Raw genomic sequence first — 20,475 nt, 5'->3', positions numbered from 1 at the left:
ACTGATAACTGATAACTGCTCACTGATAACTGATAACTGATAACTGATAACTGATAACTGATAACTGATAACTGATAACTCCCTCATCCTTGAACAATATACTGGGAATTGATAGCATTGACACGCCCTCTTTGCAGCAATGCTTGATACAGAAACGCCGTGGCATCGGCGCGAGTGGCGGCTTGTTTTGGGTTTAACCAGGTGGGTTTAGGATAATTGACAATAATGCCGGCTTGAGTAGCCGCCGCTACAGCAAATTTGGCATAGATGGGAATATTATCTTGATCCTGATAAAATTCCAAGAGATTTTCCTCTGCCTCTGGTAAAGACAGCCCTTGGACTAAGGAGACAATCAACTCAACCCGCCGTAAACTTTGCTGGGGGTGAAACGTTTGGTCGGGGAAGCCGGAGAGGAAGCCACCGCGATAGGCTTGAGTAATGACGGCTGACGCCCAGAAGTTGGTGGGAACGTCGATAAATTGAGTAGCGGGGCGGATGGGTGTGGGGTTAAAGACTTTGACCACTAACGCCGCATATTGCGCCCGATTTAATGGGGCATCCGGTTTAAAGCTACCATCAGCAAAGCCGCTAATCAAGTTTAATCCGGCGAGGGGGCGAATAAAATCAGCCGCCCAATGATTTTGAATATCACTAAACGAGGGAACATAACCCTCCGGGTTGACGATATAAGGGGATGTGATAGCTGAGGCTTTGCCAGTTGAGACTAACGCCTGGTAAATTAAGGCGGCGACTTCGGCGCGGCTAATCGCTTGCATGGGAACAAGTTCTTCAGGGCGGGGATAATTCACCACTAATTGCCGTTGTGTCGCCGTAGCAATGGCATCTGTAGCATAGCTGGGAATCTGGGCGCGATCGCGGTAAAACAAAAGTATGTTGCCATTCCCACCCCCTAATCCCAACCCATTCACCACAGATACCAGCGCCTGTATCCGCGTCAGATTTTCCTGGGGGCGAAACGTACCATCGGGGAATCCAGAGATAAATCCCATACTCGCCGCCTTGCGAATCGCCGCCGCCGCCCAAAAGTTATCCGCGACATCGCGAAATGACCCAGATGTCGCCCCCACCTGGCGGGGTAAGTTAAAGGTTTTGGCAAGAATCGCCGCATACTGGGCGCGGGTAATATTTGCTTCGGGCTTAAATGTGCCATCAGGAAAGCCACTAATTAACTCCCGTTTGACTAATTCCTGAATAAACCGACTTGCCCAATGATTGCCCAAATCACTAAACTGAATCGGACCCAGGGTTGATGCCGGAACCTGTGCTGCACCAAAGGTAACCGCACCAGAAATACGGGCAGGATTTAACAAGTTACCCACCGAAACCAAGGTTAAGGACGTACTATTTTGCAGATCAATTTTGCCATTATTTTGCAGAATATTCCCGGCTGGGTCTTGGCGATTCCCTAAATCCGGTTGGGCAGACCCATTGACAATTAGCCCCCCATCGGTATTATTTTCAATCCGATTCCGGCGCAAGACGGGTTGAGCTTGGCGAGATAGAACAATTCCTGCCTTATTATTAATTAAGGTATTATCGGCAATTAAGGGAGCCGCATTATCACTTAGGGCAATGCCATACCCCGTGCGTTGACAGCGATTGCGCCGCAGTTCCCCTTTGGCATTTCGCACCAGAAAGATACCACTGGAGGCATTTTCGCTTAATTCATTATCCATAATTACGGGTTTTGCCGTCCCTGTGACAAAAATCCCCTCACGACCGCAACGGGTTAGGGTAGTATTGACGATAATCGGGGCGCTGGATTCAATCCAAATCCCGGTTCCCTTGGTGACTGGATTCGTCACCGTTACTCCGCGCAATTCGGCTTGAGAATCGGCTCTGACGGTAATGGATTGAGCGCCAAAACTGGGGCTATCATAATCACCACTCCCCACAATAGAGATATCTTTGCCTTTACTAGGTTCGTCGCCGATGACTCGGATTCCAGAGGGAATCACAATCGGGAATTGCTCACCGTTAGCCGCATTGTACATCCCCGCTGCCAAGGAAATCATGGTTCCAGCGGTGGCTTGTCTGATGGCGTGGGTTAAGGTGCGGTATGGAGCATCCGCAGAGCCTGTGTTGGTATCTTTCCCGGTGGCTGGGTTGACATAGAGAGTGGATTGAACCATTCGTTTAGAATTTCCGATATTAAAGTAACCTATTTCAGCAATTGTGGAATAGATTTGTTTTGTAGTGAGGGAACCTTAGCCCTCTCCAGCTAGGCTTTAAAGCACTCTTTGTGCTTACTACAAAGCCCTATTTTACCTGTGTCACGCCAGTAGAAGCTAGGAGATTAAACAAATGAGTTTCGATAATTCATCGGTGACATGAATAATTTATCTGTTCCATCCCTTACCCCATCCGCCGCCAACTTTTCCCAGCCACTCCCATAAGCACCATCAGGGAGAATGGCGTTATCTATCGCGCAGGAGTTGCAGATTCTTACGGAAAGTGACAGTATTGGGATGATTAGAGCCTAACGTGCGATCGGCAATGGCTAAAGCCTCTAGATAAAGAGGTTCAGCTTCCTCGTAGCGTCCTTGAGATTTGTAGAGTCCTGCTAAATTATTCAGGCTTAATGCGACATGGGGATGATTGTCTCCCAGCAGGCGTTTGAACAGTGCTAAAGCGTCTAGATAAAGAGGTTCAGCTTCCTCATAGCGTCCTTGAGAATAGTAGAGACCTGCTAAATTATAGATGTTTTTGGCAACATAAATATGATCCTCTCCTAATAATTCTCTTATTAAACTCAAAGCTTGCAGAAAAAATTTTTTAGCTTTAACATAATTGTCTTTAAGAGAGTATAGTACTGCCATATCATCGAAGATAGCGGCAATGTTAAGATTGTTTTTGCCCAACAAGCATTGTTTCAGTTTTAAAGCTTGCAAAAACAAGGGTTCAGCTTGGTCGTAATATTGTTGAGCCATGTATAGTTTTGCCAAACCATGGAGGCTAGTAGCAACATCAGCATGATTTTCTCCCAACAAGCGCTTTCTCAATTCTAAGGCTTGTAGAAACAAAGGTTTGGCTTTCTCGTACCATCCTTGAAAAGAGTAGAGGTTTGCCAAATTATCAAGGCTAGCAGCCACATCGGGATGATTTTCTCCCAAACGCTGGACAGTGACAGATAGACAATCCTTAAACCAAGGTTCAGCTTGCTCATAGAGTCCTTGACCTTTGTAAAAACAACCCAACCCAACAAAAGGCACAATTAAATCATCATCCGCCAACCAGTCTTGTTGACTCGTCGCCGCTTCTGCAATATGAGGAATAACCGGATTAACTGCTTTAATCTCTGCCAATGTCGGCGTCTGCGGGATTTTATCTGCCTCCCCTACCATCACCCGACAAAAATCCCGCTTCAACTTATCCGCTATCCCTGACGCTTCCCGCTTACTAATCAAAAATTCCCGAATCAGCGGATGTAATTGATACAAATCCTTCCCTTGACGCTGCACTAAATGCAGATTCACCAACCCATAATCCCTAATTTCCTCCAACTCCTCCTCATCCATTTCCGCCAAACACCCCTCCACCAACCGCCAGGGAATTGGCGTAGCCGCAAACAAACTTAACCCTATCCCCAACTCCTGCGCTGACTCATCTAATTCTTGCCAACTCAACTCAAACGCATCTCTTACCCCCAATTTCGCCGTCATATCATCTTCTGACTTCGGCTTTTTCATCGCTAACTGTTCCAACTGTTTCGCATGCAACCGAGATAACATTTCCTGTAACGATAAATCCGGTTTTCGCCGCAAATATCGCCCCACCAACTCCAAACCTAAAGGCAAATATCCCAACTCGCGACAGAGTTTTCGCCCTTCCCAGGGTTCCTGTTGCAGCCGTTCTCGTCCAATCAGCGATTCTAACAACGCCAATGCTGCTCTCGGTTTCAGCACATCCAGGGATAACTGACGAATCGACGCCCCCAAGTCTAACCGCGTCGTGATGAGCATCCTAAACCGAGAAGCATCCGAGGGCAAATACTGCCGCACCTGCTGATAATCCGTGACATCATCAATAATAATCAGCACCTGTCCCGGCGGTACCCAATTTCGCCAGCAGTACGCCACCTGAAGCGGTAACTCTAACCCCTCTGGAATCGATAAGGGTAAATAAGTTCTGGCAAATTGGACAATCTGAATCCCTAAATCCACACCTCGCCCATCCAACCAGCACACCCCACCCTCATACACCGATTCCGGCGGAATGTTTTCCCGATGGGAATAGCGCCTAGCATATTGCAGCGCCAATTCCGTTTTCCCCACACCTCCCATCCCCGCCACAGCAGAAATGGCAACCTGCTGATTATCTTGTAACTGTTGATGTAAAGTATTTAATGCCTCTTCCCGTCCAAAAAATTGATCGTGGCGTACACCACTCCAAGGAAGATTGTGAGGCGGATTTACCGTTACCCGTTCCGCTACGGGCGACTGTAGTCAGAAGTGAACGCCACCGCTAAAATCCTTGAAGGTATTGCCAAAAACGGCTTTATCCACGACTTCTGCGACTTTGCCAAATTCCTGTTTAGTCGTCGGTTGTTGAGCCTGAATTGCCGCTTTTAGGGCTTGCAGTTGTGCCAAAATTTCCCCATTGGCATTTTCCTGCGCCGCCGTCGCTACATCTTGCACCGCTTGCGCTACCTCTTGATCCTGCTGCGCGGCGGCTTCAAGTTCCAGCACCGCTTCTCCCCAATCTTCCGGTTGTTCCTCAACCCGCGCCAAGGCTGCATCGGCGTTAGGGAATCGGGCTTTGAGCAATGTTACCAACTTGCCACCCTGGGCTAATGCCTTTTCACCCAAAACCTCGCCCGTTTTCTCAAATGCTTTGGTAATCACCAGAGTTGCGATCGCAGCTGCCGATAGCGTCAGTGGTTCCATATTTTTATCCTAAGTCACCGCCATAGTTTTATTCTAAATCAGGGAGTCTCCCAGCAAGATCCCCGATTGGAGACGTCGGAAACCTGTCTGACTTTTCACGTTATGTGGCACCTCTGTAGGGGCGGGTTTCACCACTATCTTTTCGGTTGCACCCAGATTTTACTAAACCCGCCCCGACGTTGCATGCAACGTCTCTACAACTTTTTGGTTGCACAAGAGATGTGACTAAACCCGCCCCGAATCAGGTTTCTAGACTTCCCGTGAAAAGTTAGACCCCCTACTCCTACCCTTCCCTGATACGGCTATGACTCTAGGTTTTAATTCCGTCTTGCCAACCGTGACTCGCCTCAGTCGCTGGGCATTATCTGCGGCTTTACTATGTGCAGGTGCGACGCAAGCCCAGATGAGTGTGTCACCTTTAGTGATTGAAGCCCAAGCCAACCGGGGTCAAGCTCAGGCAATTATTAATGTTACCAATACCAGTAATCAACCCTTTCGGGGGAGAATTTACGCGGAACCCTTTACTTATGGCGATAATGGGTTTCAAATCTTAGACTCTAGCCCCAGCGATTTAACCCCTTACCTGCAATTCTCACCCAGAGAATTAACTGTACCACCGGGAGTGCAGCGGCGCATTCGTTTAATTACTCGCTTTCCACCCAGTTTACCAGACGGGGAATATCGAGCCGTTGTTTTTACGGAAACGCTCCGGGAAACGACGGATAGTGGTGGTAATTCTGTCGCTTTAACGGCACGAATTGGCACAACCGTTTATGTGCGTCAGGGAGAGTTATCGCCAACTTTGGCAGTAGAAAGTGCTAGTTGGAATTCTGAACAAGACCAAATTCAAGTATTGGTTGAAAATACTGGAATGGCATCGGCTAGAGCAGCGGTGAGTTGGACGTTAAAACAGGGAGATACGGTAGTGGAGACGGGGAGTTTGAAACCAACGGGAATTGTGGCGGAGAGTGAGCGTCAGTTTCTATTAAATTATCCTGATGAAGGGCAATTGGCTACGGGTCAATATCAGCTTACGGGTGAGTTGATCTGGGCTGAAGATGATGAGCGACGTACACAGCCGTTTAGTGTCGATTTGATGATTCCTACACGGTAAATGAGGGGCGATCGCGTGGTTGAGCCGATTGGTTCTGAAGTTTTGGCTGGTGGTCAGTGCCCATCCTACAGTATATCTTGTGGTGTCGAGAGGTTGATCTTTTTTAACGCAGAGGGTCGCAGAGGTTGGCGCAGAGGGTCGCAGAGGGTACGTGGGGTTTGAGTCGGGGAGGCGATGGGCTTTGTTTTTGCTGTTTATTTGGCTTTGTTCGCTATACCATAAAAAGGGAGTTATGTCAAAAAAAATATGTGTTTTTTACAAAAATACATGCATCCAAGTGGTGCGGGTTTTGAGGGGTATTGAGGCTAAGTTGGATTTATTTTGATGCTATTTCAATGGTTTTGGGGAATGATGTCCAGGATTGGAAGAAAAGTGGATATACTTCCCCAGATGTTCAATTCTACCAAGTCGCTGGATTGACGTAAATCCGTTAGTAGTTGAGAATTATTCTCACAGTTTTTGGGGCGGTTAAGTTCTGTAAATTAACAAAAATCTGATTGAAGTTGGGTGGGGGGAAAAGTTTTCGTTATCATCAGCCGTCATGGATAACCTACAGGAAGAATGTCGGCAATATTTGATTGGGGTGAGACAGCTAAAATGGTGGATTAGATATTACAGGTTTTCCGGGCGCAAGTTTAGGGTTTTTTGGGCGCAAGCCTTGCGCCCCTACGTGATATATTCTGTTGGGTGGCAAATCCCGATCGCGCTGGGTTTGGCTGTGGGAATAGCGGCTAAAGCTTTTTCTCAAAGCAATTCCAGTCTTGCTCCGCATTTAATCGGTCAAACACAGAGGGAGGATTCAGACAATCCGGTTATCGAATTTTCCGATAACTTTACGGTGTTTCCGGTGGGGGTGAATGTGGGGGGGCGCCCGGTAATTTTTAGTGTTTTGGTGCGGGGACAGGAAGATGGTAGTCAAGCGGTTGAGTTTGAGAAGTGGCTGATTCCTTATGATGCGGTGGTTCAAGCGTTGAAGCTGGAGGTGACACCTTTACCGGATGGGCAATTAGACGTGCGATCGCCTGGATTGATTACTCGTCTCAATCCCCAGGAATTACGGAATGATCCGGAGTTGGGGTTGGTTTTGTCGATTCAAGAGGTACAAACCTTACTCGGTGTTCCCGCAGAATTTGATATTAATGAGTATGCAATTATTTTTAATCCCCCTTGGTTGGGACAGAAAACTGGGGGGATTGCGACAGAAACCCCTGTGCAACTGGAAGGTTTGCCCCGAATCACTCCTACTGATTTTACCCTAACCGCGATCGAGGAACGGATTACGGCGACTGGATCAGAGTCAACGTCGGGTTTGGGTGAGGCTTCTTCCCTACGGTATCGGGGGGAATTAGCGGCGGTGGGGACATTACTATCGGGGAGTTGGTATGTTCGGGTGAATCAACCGGATTTGTTAGACTCGCCGAGTTGGAGTCTCACAGAAGCCCAGTATTTGCGACAAACCGATGGGGCGGATTATGTGATTGGTTCTCAACCCACGTTTTGGCGGAGTCAGGGGAGGGGGGATTATTGGGGTGTGACGACGATTCAACGACAGGGATTTATACCTCCGGTGACGTTTGGTGGGGGTGGATTTAGTCCGGGACAACGGTTACAGGCGTCGCAGGTGGGGCGGACTATTGTGGGTGAAGCGGAACCGGGGACGTTGGTACGCCTGACACAGGGATTTAGCGATCGCGTCTTGGCTGAAGTTCTCGTGGATTCTTCGGGTGTTTATCGGTTTGAGGAGGTGCCGATTGGGGGTCAAACCTTAGGGAGTTATCGCATTTTATTATATCCCCAAGGACGCCTTTCTGCTCAACCGGAGGTGCGGGAGGCGACGTTTTCTACGGTACCGGGACAAATTCCTGATCGGGCTGCGGCGATGATTGTTTCAGTTGGTTTTTCCCATCAACCACCTGGATTGAAGCGTCAAAATTTTGTGGGAGAATGGCAGGATTTTCAGGGAGGAATTGCCCAACGTTGGGGCGTATCGGAAGCGTTGACTGTAGGTGTGGGTGGGATTTATGACCAAACCGCGAGGGGATTAGCTGATGTGTTTTTTCGCCCCAAAGGGATACCATTGGAAGTGGCGGCGTCGGTGTTGAGTCCAGATCAAGAGGGGGATTGGGATATTAATGCTAATGTGCGTTATGAACCGACGTCTAATATTAGTCTACAATTCAATAGCGATCGCTTCTCCCAACGGCTTAACCTGAATTGGCGTGTCTTTCCCCGTTTAACGGTATTGGGAACCTATAATAGTCGCGAGGGTACGGCGGTAGGAATGCAAACCGGGTTTAGTCGTCGTGGTTTTTTTACCTTTGCCCGGGCGACAATTGATGACCAAAATCGCTGGCGCTGGAATGCGACGCAACGGTTAGGATTTTTACAACTGAGTCAACAGGGGAATGAATTGGGGTTTCGCTCAGAGTTGAATTATAATCTGTCTGGGCGTTTTTTGGGTGATGGTTATTCTGCACTGCTGACTTATGAAACCCGCAACCTCCAGCAGCGGGATAATTTAGCCACAATTGGCTGGCGTTATCGATCCAAGGCGCGATCGCAAGATGGGAGTTATCTGTGGGAAACTCAGTTGGGCTATGGGTTGGGTTCTCAGGGTTCGGGATGGATTGCCCAGCTACAGACTACGATTATACCCGGTTTGCTTTTGCGTGGGCGTTATGATGGGGTATCCTTAACCTCGAATGAAGCCAATTATAGCCTAGAACTGGTTGCGAGTTTAAATGTACAGGAGGGGGTAACTCCTGGCGATCGTCAATCAGATCGGTTTCGCGATCGCGGCGGGGTATTGATTCAGCCGTTTTTTGACCGTAATAATAATGGTAAGCGCGATCCGGGTGAAGATATTTACACCGAAAACCCAGAGTTATTATTAATTCTGAATAACCAACCGATTCAATCCTTTCGTCCCCAAGTCCAAGGGGATCGAATTGGGCTACGCTTACCACCGGGAACCTATCGCCTCGACTTTGATCCGTCTGGATTTCCCCTCGATTGGCAAACCGTCAATGATGCATACAGGGTTGAGGTGGTAGCGGGAAGTTATACGTTAGTCCAAGTTCCTCTGGTCTTATCCTATACTCTCTCTGGGGTAGTTACAGATACCGCCGGAAATCCCGTTGCTGGCGCGAGGGTAGAAGCGATTAGCGTTGATGGCGAACAACGACGATTTTCCGTCACCAATGGGGCGGGTGTTTATTATCTCGAACAGTTACCCCAGGGAACCTTTACCCTACAAATCAATCAGGAACCCGCCCAACCAGGGACAATCACCCTGGATGAGGATTCAGAACCCTTTCAGGAATTAAACCTGCGATCGCCCTAACTCACTCTGGGAACTGGAAACTGGGATAAATTTCAAAAATCATTTAGATATGCTCTATAATATAAAGCTTCGTAAAAAGTTCGGCTTTTAATTTATAGCATAGTTTGGCAATTTTAAATCATTTTAGCTAGAATTTTTTTCTACCCCACTGACACTTGGCATTTATTTCTTTATACTAGAGAAAGCTGCGGCAAAATAATGCTTCACAAATTGACAATGGATAATGAACAATGGATAATGACCTCTCCTTAAAAGAATAGGATTGAAATTAAGGAAAATCTTTTTTAATTTCTTCGTAAACGAAGAGGTCTTAGACCCAATTAATCAATTGTCAATTATCAATTATTAATTATCCATTGAGAAAAACCTCTTCTGAGTCGATCAACCACCCCCGACAGGATGACGTTTGATCGATTTAATCCATTAAACCAGTCCAGTGCATTTCTACCTCAAGATCAGGGAACGCTCATGTCTACACCGATTCAGTTCAGCCGTTGGTTAGCGATAGTATTGATCATCCCGTTGGCATTTCTGAAGCATGAACCGCTACAAGCTGAGTCGATAAAAGCGGCTGATGATGGGACGGGTACAAGTATTAATTTAGACGGTAACCAATTTAATATTACAGGCGGAAGCATTTCCGGAGATGGCGCGAATCTGTTCCACAGTTTCCAGCAATTTGGACTCAATGCTAATCAAATTGCTAACTTTTTATCCAATCCGCAAATTCGTAATATTTTGGGTAGAGTTTCGGGGAATGAGGCGTCGATGATTCATGGGTTAATTCAGGTCAGCGGGGGAAACTCTAATCTATTTTTGATGAACCCATCGGGCTTTATTTTTGGGTCTAATGCCAGTTTGAATGTGCCAGGAAGTTTTACGGCGACGACGGCAAATGGGATTGGGTTTGAGAATGGTTGGTTTAATTCCAGTGGTGAGACAAACTACCAATCGTTAGTCGGTTCCCCAAATCGTTTTGCGTTTACGATGAATCAGCCGGGAAGCATTATTAATGCGGGTGAATTAGCTGTAATTGAGGGAGAAAATTTAACCCTGCTGGCGGGTCAAGTGATCAACACGGGAACCCTTTCCTCTCCTGGAGGGACTATTACAATTACGGCGGTTCCTGGAGAAAACGTGGTCCGGATTTCTCAAGCTGGGATGTTACTGTCGCTAGAATTTGAAGCCGCGACAGTGGGAGATTCTCTACCAACAGCAGACGGAATTTCACCCTTACAATTAGCTGAGTTACTCACCGGACATCAGGAAGAAGAGAGTACAGGCGTCATTGTTGACTCAGAAAATACAGTGCGACTCATCGGTTCAAATGTCGAGATTCCCACAACAGCAGGAACAACAATTCTGTCGGGCGTAATTGATACCTCTAGTGAGCAATTTGGGGGTAATGTCTATCTATTCGGCGAACAAGTGGGATTAATAAATGCCACTATTAATGCCTCTGGTGGTGATAAAGGTGGCACTATTTTGATTGGTGGCGGGTTTCAAGGACAAGGTGCGATACCGAATGCTTTACGGACATTTGTGAGTCAGGATTCCGTTATTTATGCTGATGGGATAAACACAGGAAAGGCTGGACAAGTTGTGGCTTGGGCAGATGAAATTAACCGTTTTTATGGCAGTGTGAGTGCCAAAGGGGGCGACATTTCCGGTGATGGTGGCTTGGTCGAAATATCGGCGAAAGAGAGTTTGATTTTCCGAGGATTAGTTGATGTCGGGGCAACATCCGGGAATCCAGGAACTATTTTATTTGATCCGAAAAATATCACGATTAGTGATGGGGGAACCGATAATTTTGCACAAAATGATTTGTTTGGCGAGAATCCAAGCAACTCTGTTACCTTTGATACGGAACAGCTCAATGAGCTCATGGGCAATGTTATTCTACAAGCGAATAATGATATTACGATTAATCAGAGTATCAATGCCAGTAACATTACCACATTGACCCTACAAGCGGGCAGAAGTATCACGATTAATAATGTGCTCATTACCTTAAACGGCGGCAACTTTAGCGCCACAATTAATGATGAAAATGCTTTAGCCACCCAACGAGATGCAGGAGTTGCCCAATTTGTGATGAATTCAGGGTCGCAAATTTTCACCAATGGGGGTAATATCTCGATAAAACCGGGAAGCTTTGGCGGTGATGCGATAGGAACAGTACTGCTTAATGGTGGAACTCTCAATTCTGGAGACGGTACGATTGATATTACCGGCAGAGGAAGTAGTGGAGGTGCAGCGAAAACGGGGATTTTTCTGAGTAATGGTGCGGTTGTGGAATCAACAGGAACAGGCGCGATTACTTTAGAGGGAACAGGTGGCGCTGGAACAGATGCGACTCGCGGTATCGAGATACAAAATCCTGGAACAAGGGTAAGTTCTGAGGATGGCGATATTTTAATTAATGGTATTGGTGGAGACTCAACCGGAAACGATAACTTTGGTATTTTTATGCTGGGTGGTGTGGTTGAATCCACAGGTACAGGCAATATTACTCTCCAAGGAACAGCGGGAACGGGAACAGATGGGAATCGGGGTATTCAGATTCAAAATTCAGGAACCGTAAGTTCAAACGATGGCGATATTGTCCTAAGTGGTGCAGCCGGAAACGCCACGGGAAACAATAACTTTGGTATTTTTATGCTGCAAAGCAGTGTAGTTGAATCCACAGGTTCAGGAATGATTACCCTAGAGGGTACAGGGGGAACAGAGGCTTCCAGTCGCGGAATTCAGATTCAGGATTTGGGGACAAAGGTAAGTTCTAATACGGGTAATATTCTCCTTAGCAGTACGGGTCAAGATACAACAGCATCAGATAATATTGGTATTTCTCTGCTGGGAAGTGGTACGGTTGAATCCCAGGGTACTGGCAATATTACGTTAACCAGCGAAGGTAGCATTGATACCCGTAGTGGAATTCTGGATAGTGGTTCATCCACAACGGGTGGAACAATTACGCTAACGGCGCAAAATGGGGCGATTACTACGGGTGATATTAATACATCTGGCGATATAAATGGTGGGGATGTTGTCATCGAAGCCAACCGGGAAATTACCACTGGGAAACTTAACACCACTGGCGGTTCCGGAGGAGGTAATGTTAACCTTAATGCCCCTAATGATATTCAAGTTAGCTGGATTAATACAGAAGGGGGTACAACAGGCGGCACAGTCGATGTTAACACCGACAGCTTTTTCCGCGCCACCGATATCTTTACCGCCGCCAATGGGATACCTGCGAGTATCTCCACAATTGGGGGGAGTGAAGGGGGCAATATTACGATTAGCCATGGCGGAGAGAATGAAACACCTTTTGAAATCGGTGATGCGACGACGAATGGCATAGCCGCCGCCCTTACCACGGGTAGTGCGACAATTTCTCCGGTGGAATCATTCCCCTCAACTCAAACGACAGGAAATATTCAGATTATCAGTGCAGGTTCTCCACAGACACCTGTTCCTCCACAGACACCTGTTCCCCCACAGATAAACCCAATTCTTTCCCCGGATGAGATTTACAATCTTTCTGAGGGGATTGATTCAGACAATCTTATCGAGTCTCTGCCCTTTATCGACACCACAGAAAATGTGACTCAGGCGCTGCCAATTATAAACGCCTCAACCCCACTTTTGACCCTACAGGATGCATCGGAGGCGACGAATCGCTATATTGAATCCTTAGAACAAGCCCGACTTAAGGAATTTGCGGATTACTTTGGGCAGGATTTCTCTCAATATTCGATTTCCTTAGCCAGTATTGAACAGAAGTTGGCAGAAATTGAACGCCAAACCGGGAATCGTTCTGCCGTAATTTATGCGGTAACCCAACCGGATGGCGTGAAATTAGTCCTCTTTTCCGCCGCCGCCGAACCTGTCACTAAAGTTATCCCGGTTAATCAGGATCAACTTTTACAAACTACGAACGAACTGCGAGTACAACTGACAGATGCATTTCGCCGCCGGGGGAATGGTTATTTGCAACCCGCGCAACAACTTTATCAGTGGTTAATTGCACCGATTGCATCGGAACTGGAAGCGGCTGAAATTGATACGTTACTCTTTTCCATGGATGCGGGATTGCGGACGATACCGATGCCCGTCTTGCATGATGGTGAACAGTTTTTGATTGAAAACTACAGCCTCAGCATGATTCCCACATTCAGTCTGATGAATAGTAATTATCAGCCGATGACAAATCCGCAAATCTTGGCGATGGGGGCATCAGAATTTACGGAACTTAATCCGTTACCGGCGGTTCCGGTAGAGTTATCAACGATTGCCCAAGAAGTGGGTGGTAAAGTTTTTCTCAATCAGGAGTTTACATTAGAAAATTTAATTCAAGAACGCCAGCGTTATCCTTACGAAATTATTCACCTAGGAACTCATGCCGATTTTAAATCTGGGGGACCTAGTAATTCCTATGTGCAGTTGTGGAATGAAAAGCTAACCTTAGCGCAAATGCAACAGATGAATTGGGATAATCCGCCTGTGGAGTTATTAGTCTTATCGGCTTGTCGCACGGCGGTGGGAGACAACCAAGCGGAGTTAGGCTTTGCCGGATTAGCTGTGGCGTCGGGTGTGAAGAGTGCCTTAGGTAGTGTATGGCAGGTGAGTGACCAAGGTACATTAGCCTTAATGACTGAGTTTTATAACCAACTGAGTCAGACTCAAATTAAGGCAGAGGCGCTACGAGAAGCCCAGTTATCAATGTTGCGGGGAAATGTGGTGATTGAAGGGGGACAATTGCGCGGGAGTGGAACAGGGGGTGGGGTATTATTACCGCCACAATTGGCTGAGTTGGGACAAGTTGATTTATCCCATCCTTATTATTGGTCGGGATTTATGATGATTGGTAGTCCGTGGTAATTTGTCATTTGTCAGGCTATCGGTCTAAGGCGGGACATTTTGGTGAGGAAAGGGAACAGGGAACAGTCATTCTAAGAACTCCCTTTTGATAAGGCGATTAAAATCGCAACTACACAAACAAAGTCCGCCTGCGCGGACTTTTGCGGACTGGTTAATAATGGCGGTGACTAACCTGGATGGGGGATTATGTGCCTTTGTTTCAGGGGTTTAGGGTTGGTTTTTGGGATTAAAGCAAGGCTTTAATTTTCTGCCACAATTTTACCAGATTTTGATGCCATTTTTGCCAACGCCTACGATTAGTCGCTAGGTTTTGTAGCATCCACAGTTCATCATCATCCGGCTTCAAGTTTAACGCCTGATTGTAAGCGGTGACGGCTTCCTGATAGCGTTGTAATTCTTGAAGCGCATTTCCACGTTCTGTCCAGTAGTTATAATCTTGTTTGAGTTGCAAGGCTTGATCATAACTGTCAATCGCTTCTTCATAGCGCCTTAACCTAAATAAAGTCTTACCGCGCAAATACCAAGTCTGGTAATTCTTAGGGTGAATCCGCAATGAGTGATCATAACACTCAATCATCGATTCGTAGTCTTTTAGATTTAAAAGTACAACCGCTTTGGTGTTCCAGGCTAACTCATAATCTAGATTACTCTCCAAAGCGCGATCGCAACTCTCAAGCGCCTCCTGATAACGTTCTAGGTGATTTAAGATCATCGCCCGATTATGCCAAGCTTGAGCCGAATTGGGATTTACTTTGATCCCTTGATCGAAGGATACTAGCGCCTCTTGATAACGATGTAATTGATACAACAGAAAACCGCGACTACAGCAGGTTTCCTCATCATCAGGTTGAATTGCCAAGGCGTTATCGTAGGATGCAATTGCTTCCTGCTGGCGATTTAATTTCCGTAATGTGTTCCCCCGATCAATCCAGGCTTTCCCATAGTTGGGGTTAATCGCTAAGGCGTGATTGTAGGAGTCAATCGCTTTTTCATACCGCTTGAACTTCCGCAACGCTATTGCCCGGTTATACCACACTTTGACATCATTTGGGTTTAAGGTCAACGCTTTATCGTAGGACGCGATCGCTTGGTCGTAGTGTTTTAACGTTTGTAGTGTAATCCCCCGATAGTTCCATATTTTTGGATTATCAGGATTAAACTGTAACGCTTTATCGAAACTCGCTAAAGCTTCTTCCTCACGTTCTAAATGGTGTAACGCTACCCCCTGATGATACCAAGCTGAGGTGCAATCGGTCTTAAGTGTTATTGCTTCATCGTAATAAAGAAGCGCACCTTCATAATCTCCTTTTTTGGCTAAAGCATCTGCCTTTTCTACCTTTAAGTCTGCCTTTTCCTTAGCGGTTTTACGGTAGGATAAGGGACTGGAAATTGTTAAAGTTGGGTGTGAATGTTGTTGAGATTTAGGCAGGGAATCCCACTCATAACTCATTTCGATTTCGTTAATTAACATGGGCAGACTCAGGAAGGCGTGATCTAGGTTCCAGCTTAATTTTAGCTGCCAAGCCTTCAAGCTGGAATCTTCCTAAATAAATAAATTCTGTCAAAATAGTTTTTCTAGAGAGTCCAGGGTTTAGAGGGATGAATGTTTCTTATATTTGTTGTGCAGAGAAAATAAAACTGAATAGAGACTTTACCGACAACCTATCTATGACAGGGAGAACCCGGTAAGGCTTCTGCAAATCCTCTGAAAACGTTATTGTAGTGAAAGTAAGGTTAGAAAAAAAGATATGGCGGTTCAGTTGCGGCGACCTATTTTAGTGGGCGGTATTGCTTTATCCTTTGGATTATGGATGCTCCCGACTGTGCATCAGTCAGTGGCGGAGTGGGGAGAAGTCGGACTCTTGGGCGCGATCGCACTCGGTACTGGGGTATGGTTGTTTAACAAGGGAAGCTCTCGTCTGGTGGAGTTTTCACCCCCTTCTTCACCTCTAGATCGAGGGACTGTAGAGAGGGCGATCCAAGAGGCTGAATCCGCGATCGCTCGCCTCGAAACAGAAGTGGAGAACCCCTACATTAGCACATCGTTACGACAGCAGGTTTGCCAATTAACCGCCCAATTGGAGCGACAAAACCTGGAACTGCTGATTATCGGCGGTAAAGGCGTGGGAAAATCTCGCTTGGTGCAAGTGTTAGAATCCAAGGGGTTATCGGAGCAATTCCCCACAGTAAGCCTACAAGAAACCACCGCCTTATATGCAAGCGATCGCACTCAGGATCTGAGCCCAAACTTAGATTTAATCCTCTTTGTGATCACCAGTGACTTGACAGATTCAGAGTTTCAGCTTTTACACCATCTCAAAAGCCTCAATCAGCGAATTCTCCTAATCTTTAATAAACAAGACCAATATTTACCCCCAGAACGAGTGATAGTGTTGCAACAATTGCGACAACGACTCGTCCAACTTTTACCCCCAGAGGATATCGTTGCGATCGCGGCTTCCCCCACTCCTGTAAAAGTACGCCAGCATCAATCGGATGGGTCAGTCAAAGAATGGCTAGAGGAACAACCCGCCGATGTAACGGCTCTGACTCAACGATTAAACCTGATCTTAACTCAAGACGCCCAACAGTTGATATGGGGAACAACCCTCAGATCCGCGCTCAGCCTAAAAGCTGAAGTCAAAACCGCCCTAAATCAAGCCAGACGCGATCGCGCTTTACCGCTGATTGAACAGTATCAATGGATTACCGCCGCCACTGCGTTTGCTAACCCGGTTCCCGCCTTAGATTTACTCGCAACGGCGGCAATTAGTAGCCAATTAGTGATTGAATTAGCCGGAATTTATCAGCAAAAATTTTCCCTATCCCAAGCCCAATCTGCTGCCAAAACATTGAGTAGCTTAATGGTTAAACTCGGTCTTGTGGAACTCTCCACCCAAACTATTGGTAGTATTCTCAAAAGCAACGCTTTGACTTATATAGCTGGCGGTGCTGTACAAGGTGTTAGCGCGGCTTATCTCACCCGATTAGCGGGTCTTAGTTTAATCGAATATTTCCAAGAACAGGAGATTACTCAACAGACAGCAACCGATCAACCCTTAAATCTTGAACGCCTGAAAGAAAAGCTGCAAACTGTTTTCCAACAAAATCAACGGATGGGGTTTTTAGCAGGATTTGTTCAGCAAGCAGTAAGACGTTTGCACTTAAATTCAGCTCAACCTGAACCCACGCCCTTGTCCTAAGAGTCTAGTCATAGCAGTAGAGACGTTCCGGCGGAACGTCTAATCAATTGTAGGGGCGGGTTTTACCGATAACGTTAACGTAGAGACGTTGCATGCAACGTCTCTACAGGATTAATTTTCTGCGTCAGTCGTAGAAACGGAAGGAATAGAGCCCTCCCCATAACCCACATCAAACACAATAGCGAATTGTAAATTAGGCATCATCCGCTTCAAAATACGCAAATGACCTTCAGCATCGCCACGACGACGGAAGTTACCCACGATGACATGTTGCAAATTAGATTGCAAGCGGACAATTTTCCACGGACTTAACCTGTCTTGATAATTCATAACACTCTTTCCTGTAAAACCCCTTATGTCAACGACCCATGACTAATGGCTAAACACGATAGTCAGGGCTGAGATTATGGATAGAGAACCCTGTGAGATCATGTTTCAGTCTTATATAGTGATACAGCTTTCATCAGAGCTATCGGGATAGAGTCCCTGGTACCGCGACCTTAGACGTTAAAACTGTGTCAGGGCACGTCTACAGGTTGTCCGAAAAAAGAGAGTTTAGTAGCTTTTGTTACACTTTTCCGGACGACTAGCATCGGTTTCGTTGACGATAAACCTTCTACCTTTTGCGATACCTCACTGAATTTTCCTGAATTTTACCCAGATTTTAATGTTATCGATTTCATTTTAATCCTCAATTATTACAAATTAACTTTTGATTTTGCCGATTAAACTAAAAACATCAAAATTGGAAACCATACAGGATGAGTTTGACTTGTTATATACTGTGGAGCGTACTGATTTAATCAATCGAGCCATCGCCGCTATTTCATCACTCGATCAACGTTATCCTAATCGAGGGTATCAGAAACTATGGCAGGGTAAAGTCCAAGGCAAAACCCAAGTCGAACTGCTTGCTGATTTGGGCTTAAAAAGTCAAGGTGCTGTCTCAAAACGTTGGCGCGAATTATTAGAACGCCTTGCTGAGGAGTTAGGATTATTGCAAACGGCGACTCTCCAACTCGAACTGAAAGCCACAAAGGGTCAAAACCTGCGGCGATTGCGCTCAACTCAAAGTTGGTAATGCTAAATTATACCAAATCTGCCTGGGAAACCCCATGCAAGAGGAGGCGATTGAAATCGCTGCTACACAAACTTTCGTCCGCCTTCGCGGACTAAATTAGGGCTTGCTGCACAAGTCCAAAACCCTTAGCTATCAATGCTTTGAGTAGTATTAATATTGGCTCCTCTTCAAGGAAAAAGGGTTAAACCCTTTCATACCCTTGCACCGCTATCAGGAAAAATGTACCATTGCTCCCCCTGCTCCCCCTGCTCCCCCTGCTCCCTACCCCCACCACAATACTTATTCAGCAGACCCTAAATTATAAAGGGGGTGGCTAACGCGGATTTGGTATTAGATGATTTTTAACGGGTGCATCTCATTTAAAATTTAGATTTTGGATTTTCTAAGCTTTACGGATTGGGTCTAAATTACTTATAGGGGAATAAAACCTCTCGAAACGTGAGCGAAACTCTCCGACTTCTGACTAACTCTTGACCTTGATACTTATCCTTTTTGCGAGGAGGAATGCCATGTTGCCACTGATAACGGGCAACCCCTTGTAAAATAATTAAACTTCCAGGTAATAAAAGAAAAGGAATCTGGGTTTGAGTTGGCGCATGGGTTAAATTCATCACACAACGACTCCCCAAACTCAGGGAGATAATTGTATTACCAAAACAGGGAATGCAGTCAACATGATTGGTAATTCCTTGACCGGGCAAATACTCATTGACAATCAGTTGATCGGGAAGAATTGGGGTTACGCGATCGCGAACCAGTCGTTGTGCCAGTTGATCTGCCCAATCTGGCAATTCTCCTAAGTAGCTGGCAGAGGTTAATGTCCGTTTTTGATATTCATAGCGATACCCATAATGTTGCACTCGGCGTTTTAATTGGGTTGACCATTCCTGTTGATCTATAATCTCCAGTAATTGATTTTGTTCCTCTGTATTAATATAATCGGGAATGTAGTTTAGTCCAGGTATTTCTGGCACAATAGATTCTGAGTTAGTGTCTACATCGAAGTTGAGTGATTTTGAGGATGGTATCATTTTATATAAATAAATAGTCTATAATCCGATTAAGTAGCCCCTTGAATTTTAACATATCAAAAATATTAACTATAACTTAATAGATTCATTAGTAGGCTTGTAGTAAGGGCTTTAGCCCTAGAAACCATTTACCGCTATGCTAGAACATTGGTGTTATCCGTTATGCCCCTAAGATGACTTTAATTCTCACCAATGATGATGGAATAGATGCTCCAGGGATTCAAGCACTCCAGCACGCCGTCAAGGGTAAGGGCGTCATCGTCGCGCCTCAAACCCATTTATCCGGTTGTAGTCATCAAGTTACGACGCATAAGCCTATCCATGTCCAACAGCGCTCAGAATTTGCCTACGCGGTAGCAGGTACGCCCGTCGATTGCACCCGTCTCGCCCTGAGTCAACTGGTGCAAAATCCTCAATGGGTACTCTCTGGGATTAATGCAGGCGGTAATCTGGGGGTAGATGTCCATATTTCCGGTACAGTCGCGGCGGTACGGGAAGCTGCAATTCTGGGAATTCCGGGGATTGCAATTTCCCACTGGATTAAACGCCCCTTGGTGATTGATTGGCAAGTGGCTAGTCGTTGGACAACCAGGGTGTTAGGTGAGTTATTTCAACATCCGACTCCTCCAGGTACGTTTTGGAATGTCAATTTACCTCACCTAGAACCCGGTTCTCCAGAACCCGATATCGTATTCTGTAAACCGAGTACTCAGCCCTTACCCGTTAACTATGTTGTAGAGGGTGATCACTATTACTATAAAGGAGAATATGCCAAACGCGATCGCGCCCCTGGTACAGATGTTGATATTTGTTTTAGGGGTAGTATCGCCGTGACTCTTCTTTCTCTTTGAATTCCCAATTTTCACGGGAAATCTAGAAACCTGCGTCGGGGCGGGTTTATTTACATCT

At 46.1% G+C, this 20,475-nt stretch carries 12 protein-coding genes; 6 read left to right on the top strand and 6 right to left on the bottom strand.

What is annotated here, in order from left to right:
* Window positions 1-83: 83 nt before the first annotated feature.
* The 3 genes from ACLGGO_RS18160 to ACLGGO_RS18150 all read right to left on the bottom strand — a co-directional run bounded on the left by ACLGGO_RS18160 (window position 84) and on the right by ACLGGO_RS18150 (window position 4,907).
* Window positions 84-2,153, bottom strand: coding sequence for an S-layer homology domain-containing protein (locus ACLGGO_RS18160; protein WP_446420357.1), 2,070 nt, complete (start codon window positions 2,151-2,153; stop codon window positions 84-86).
* Window positions 2,154-2,438: 285 nt separating this feature from the next.
* Window positions 2,439-4,304 (bottom strand): tetratricopeptide repeat protein, encoded by a 1,866-nt coding sequence (locus ACLGGO_RS18155; protein ID WP_446420359.1) that lies wholly within the window; start codon window positions 4,302-4,304, stop codon window positions 2,439-2,441.
* Between the two features lie 162 nt (window positions 4,305-4,466).
* Complete coding sequence (locus tag ACLGGO_RS18150) at window positions 4,467-4,907, bottom strand: hypothetical protein (RefSeq protein ID WP_446420356.1); 441 nt, start codon at window positions 4,905-4,907, stop codon at window positions 4,467-4,469.
* 304 nt (window positions 4,908-5,211) lie between these two features.
* Here ACLGGO_RS18150 and ACLGGO_RS18145 point away from each other — a divergent pair, with 304 nt between their 5' ends.
* The 3 genes from ACLGGO_RS18145 to ACLGGO_RS18135 all read left to right on the top strand — a co-directional run bounded on the left by ACLGGO_RS18145 (window position 5,212) and on the right by ACLGGO_RS18135 (window position 14,251).
* Window positions 5,212-6,021 carry a P pilus assembly protein, chaperone PapD gene (locus tag ACLGGO_RS18145; RefSeq protein WP_446420355.1) on the top strand — a complete coding sequence of 270 codons (810 nt, stop codon included), beginning with the start codon at window positions 5,212-5,214 and terminating at the stop codon, window positions 6,019-6,021.
* A gap of 541 nt (window positions 6,022-6,562) precedes the next feature.
* A complete protein-coding gene (locus ACLGGO_RS18140) occupies window positions 6,563-9,364 on the top strand; it encodes a carboxypeptidase-like regulatory domain-containing protein (RefSeq protein ID WP_446420354.1) in 2,802 nt (933 codons plus the stop codon).
* Window positions 9,365-9,763: 399 nt separating this feature from the next.
* Complete coding sequence (locus ACLGGO_RS18135) at window positions 9,764-14,251, top strand: CHAT domain-containing protein (RefSeq protein WP_446420353.1); 4,488 nt, start codon at window positions 9,764-9,766, stop codon at window positions 14,249-14,251.
* Between the two features lie 226 nt (window positions 14,252-14,477).
* Here the strand turns inward: ACLGGO_RS18135 and ACLGGO_RS18130 are convergent, their stop codons facing one another.
* Complete coding sequence (locus ACLGGO_RS18130) at window positions 14,478-15,722, bottom strand: tetratricopeptide repeat protein (protein WP_446420352.1); 1,245 nt, start codon at window positions 15,720-15,722, stop codon at window positions 14,478-14,480.
* 277 nt (window positions 15,723-15,999) lie between these two features.
* Here ACLGGO_RS18130 and ACLGGO_RS18125 point away from each other — a divergent pair, with 277 nt between their 5' ends.
* Entirely contained in the window at window positions 16,000-17,454 is a 1,455-nt protein-coding gene (locus tag ACLGGO_RS18125; RefSeq protein ID WP_446420351.1) for a YcjF family protein, read from the top strand.
* Between the two features lie 111 nt (window positions 17,455-17,565).
* Here ACLGGO_RS18125 and ACLGGO_RS18120 read toward each other — a convergent pair whose 3' ends face one another.
* On the bottom strand, window positions 17,566-17,784 hold the full coding sequence (locus ACLGGO_RS18120; protein WP_446420350.1) for a hypothetical protein: 219 nt from the start codon (window positions 17,782-17,784) through the stop codon (window positions 17,566-17,568).
* Window positions 17,785-18,172: 388 nt separating this feature from the next.
* On the opposite strand from ACLGGO_RS18120, the gene ACLGGO_RS18115 reads away from it, so the two are divergent.
* A complete protein-coding gene (locus ACLGGO_RS18115; protein ID WP_446420349.1) occupies window positions 18,173-18,535 on the top strand; it encodes a hypothetical protein in 363 nt (120 codons plus the stop codon).
* A gap of 407 nt (window positions 18,536-18,942) precedes the next feature.
* Here ACLGGO_RS18115 and ACLGGO_RS18110 read toward each other — a convergent pair whose 3' ends face one another.
* On the bottom strand, window positions 18,943-19,566 hold the full coding sequence (locus ACLGGO_RS18110; RefSeq protein ID WP_446420348.1) for an alpha-ketoglutarate-dependent dioxygenase AlkB: 624 nt from the start codon (window positions 19,564-19,566) through the stop codon (window positions 18,943-18,945).
* A 173-nt stretch (window positions 19,567-19,739) separates the two neighbouring features.
* Between ACLGGO_RS18110 and surE the strand changes: the two genes are divergently transcribed.
* Window positions 19,740-20,417: a 5'/3'-nucleotidase SurE gene (gene surE, locus ACLGGO_RS18105; RefSeq protein ID WP_446420347.1), complete on the top strand. Its 678-nt coding sequence runs from the start codon at window positions 19,740-19,742 to the stop codon at window positions 20,415-20,417.
* Window positions 20,418-20,475 lie beyond the last annotated feature (58 nt).

Origin of the sequence: Coleofasciculus sp. (assembly GCF_046565525.1) — a bacterium.
Classification (GTDB): Bacteria; Cyanobacteriota; Cyanobacteriia; order Cyanobacteriales; family Coleofasciculaceae; genus Coleofasciculus.
Note: the sequence above shows the minus strand (reverse complement) of the source record. Positions and strands in the feature narration are given on the sequence as shown.

Excerpts from the sequence above, each read along its gene's own strand:
- ACLGGO_RS18160 (WP_446420357.1), bottom strand. The coding sequence starts at position 2,153 with ATGGTTCAATCCACTCTCTATGTCAACCCAGCCACCGGGAAAGATACC.
- ACLGGO_RS18155 (WP_446420359.1), bottom strand. The coding sequence starts at position 4,304 with ATGGGAGGTGTGGGGAAAACGGAATTGGCGCTGCAATATGCTAGGCGC.
- ACLGGO_RS18150 (WP_446420356.1), bottom strand. The coding sequence starts at position 4,907 with ATGGAACCACTGACGCTATCGGCAGCTGCGATCGCAACTCTGGTGATT.
- ACLGGO_RS18145 (WP_446420355.1), top strand. The coding sequence starts at position 5,212 with ATGACTCTAGGTTTTAATTCCGTCTTGCCAACCGTGACTCGCCTCAGT.
- ACLGGO_RS18140 (WP_446420354.1), top strand. The coding sequence starts at position 6,563 with ATGGATAACCTACAGGAAGAATGTCGGCAATATTTGATTGGGGTGAGA.
- ACLGGO_RS18135 (WP_446420353.1), top strand. The coding sequence starts at position 9,764 with ATGACGTTTGATCGATTTAATCCATTAAACCAGTCCAGTGCATTTCTA.
- ACLGGO_RS18130 (WP_446420352.1), bottom strand. The coding sequence starts at position 15,722 with ATGTTAATTAACGAAATCGAAATGAGTTATGAGTGGGATTCCCTGCCT.
- ACLGGO_RS18125 (WP_446420351.1), top strand. The coding sequence starts at position 16,000 with ATGGCGGTTCAGTTGCGGCGACCTATTTTAGTGGGCGGTATTGCTTTA.
- ACLGGO_RS18120 (WP_446420350.1), bottom strand. The coding sequence starts at position 17,784 with ATGAATTATCAAGACAGGTTAAGTCCGTGGAAAATTGTCCGCTTGCAA.
- ACLGGO_RS18110 (WP_446420348.1), bottom strand. The coding sequence starts at position 19,566 with ATGATACCATCCTCAAAATCACTCAACTTCGATGTAGACACTAACTCA.
- surE (WP_446420347.1), top strand. The coding sequence starts at position 19,740 with ATGACTTTAATTCTCACCAATGATGATGGAATAGATGCTCCAGGGATT.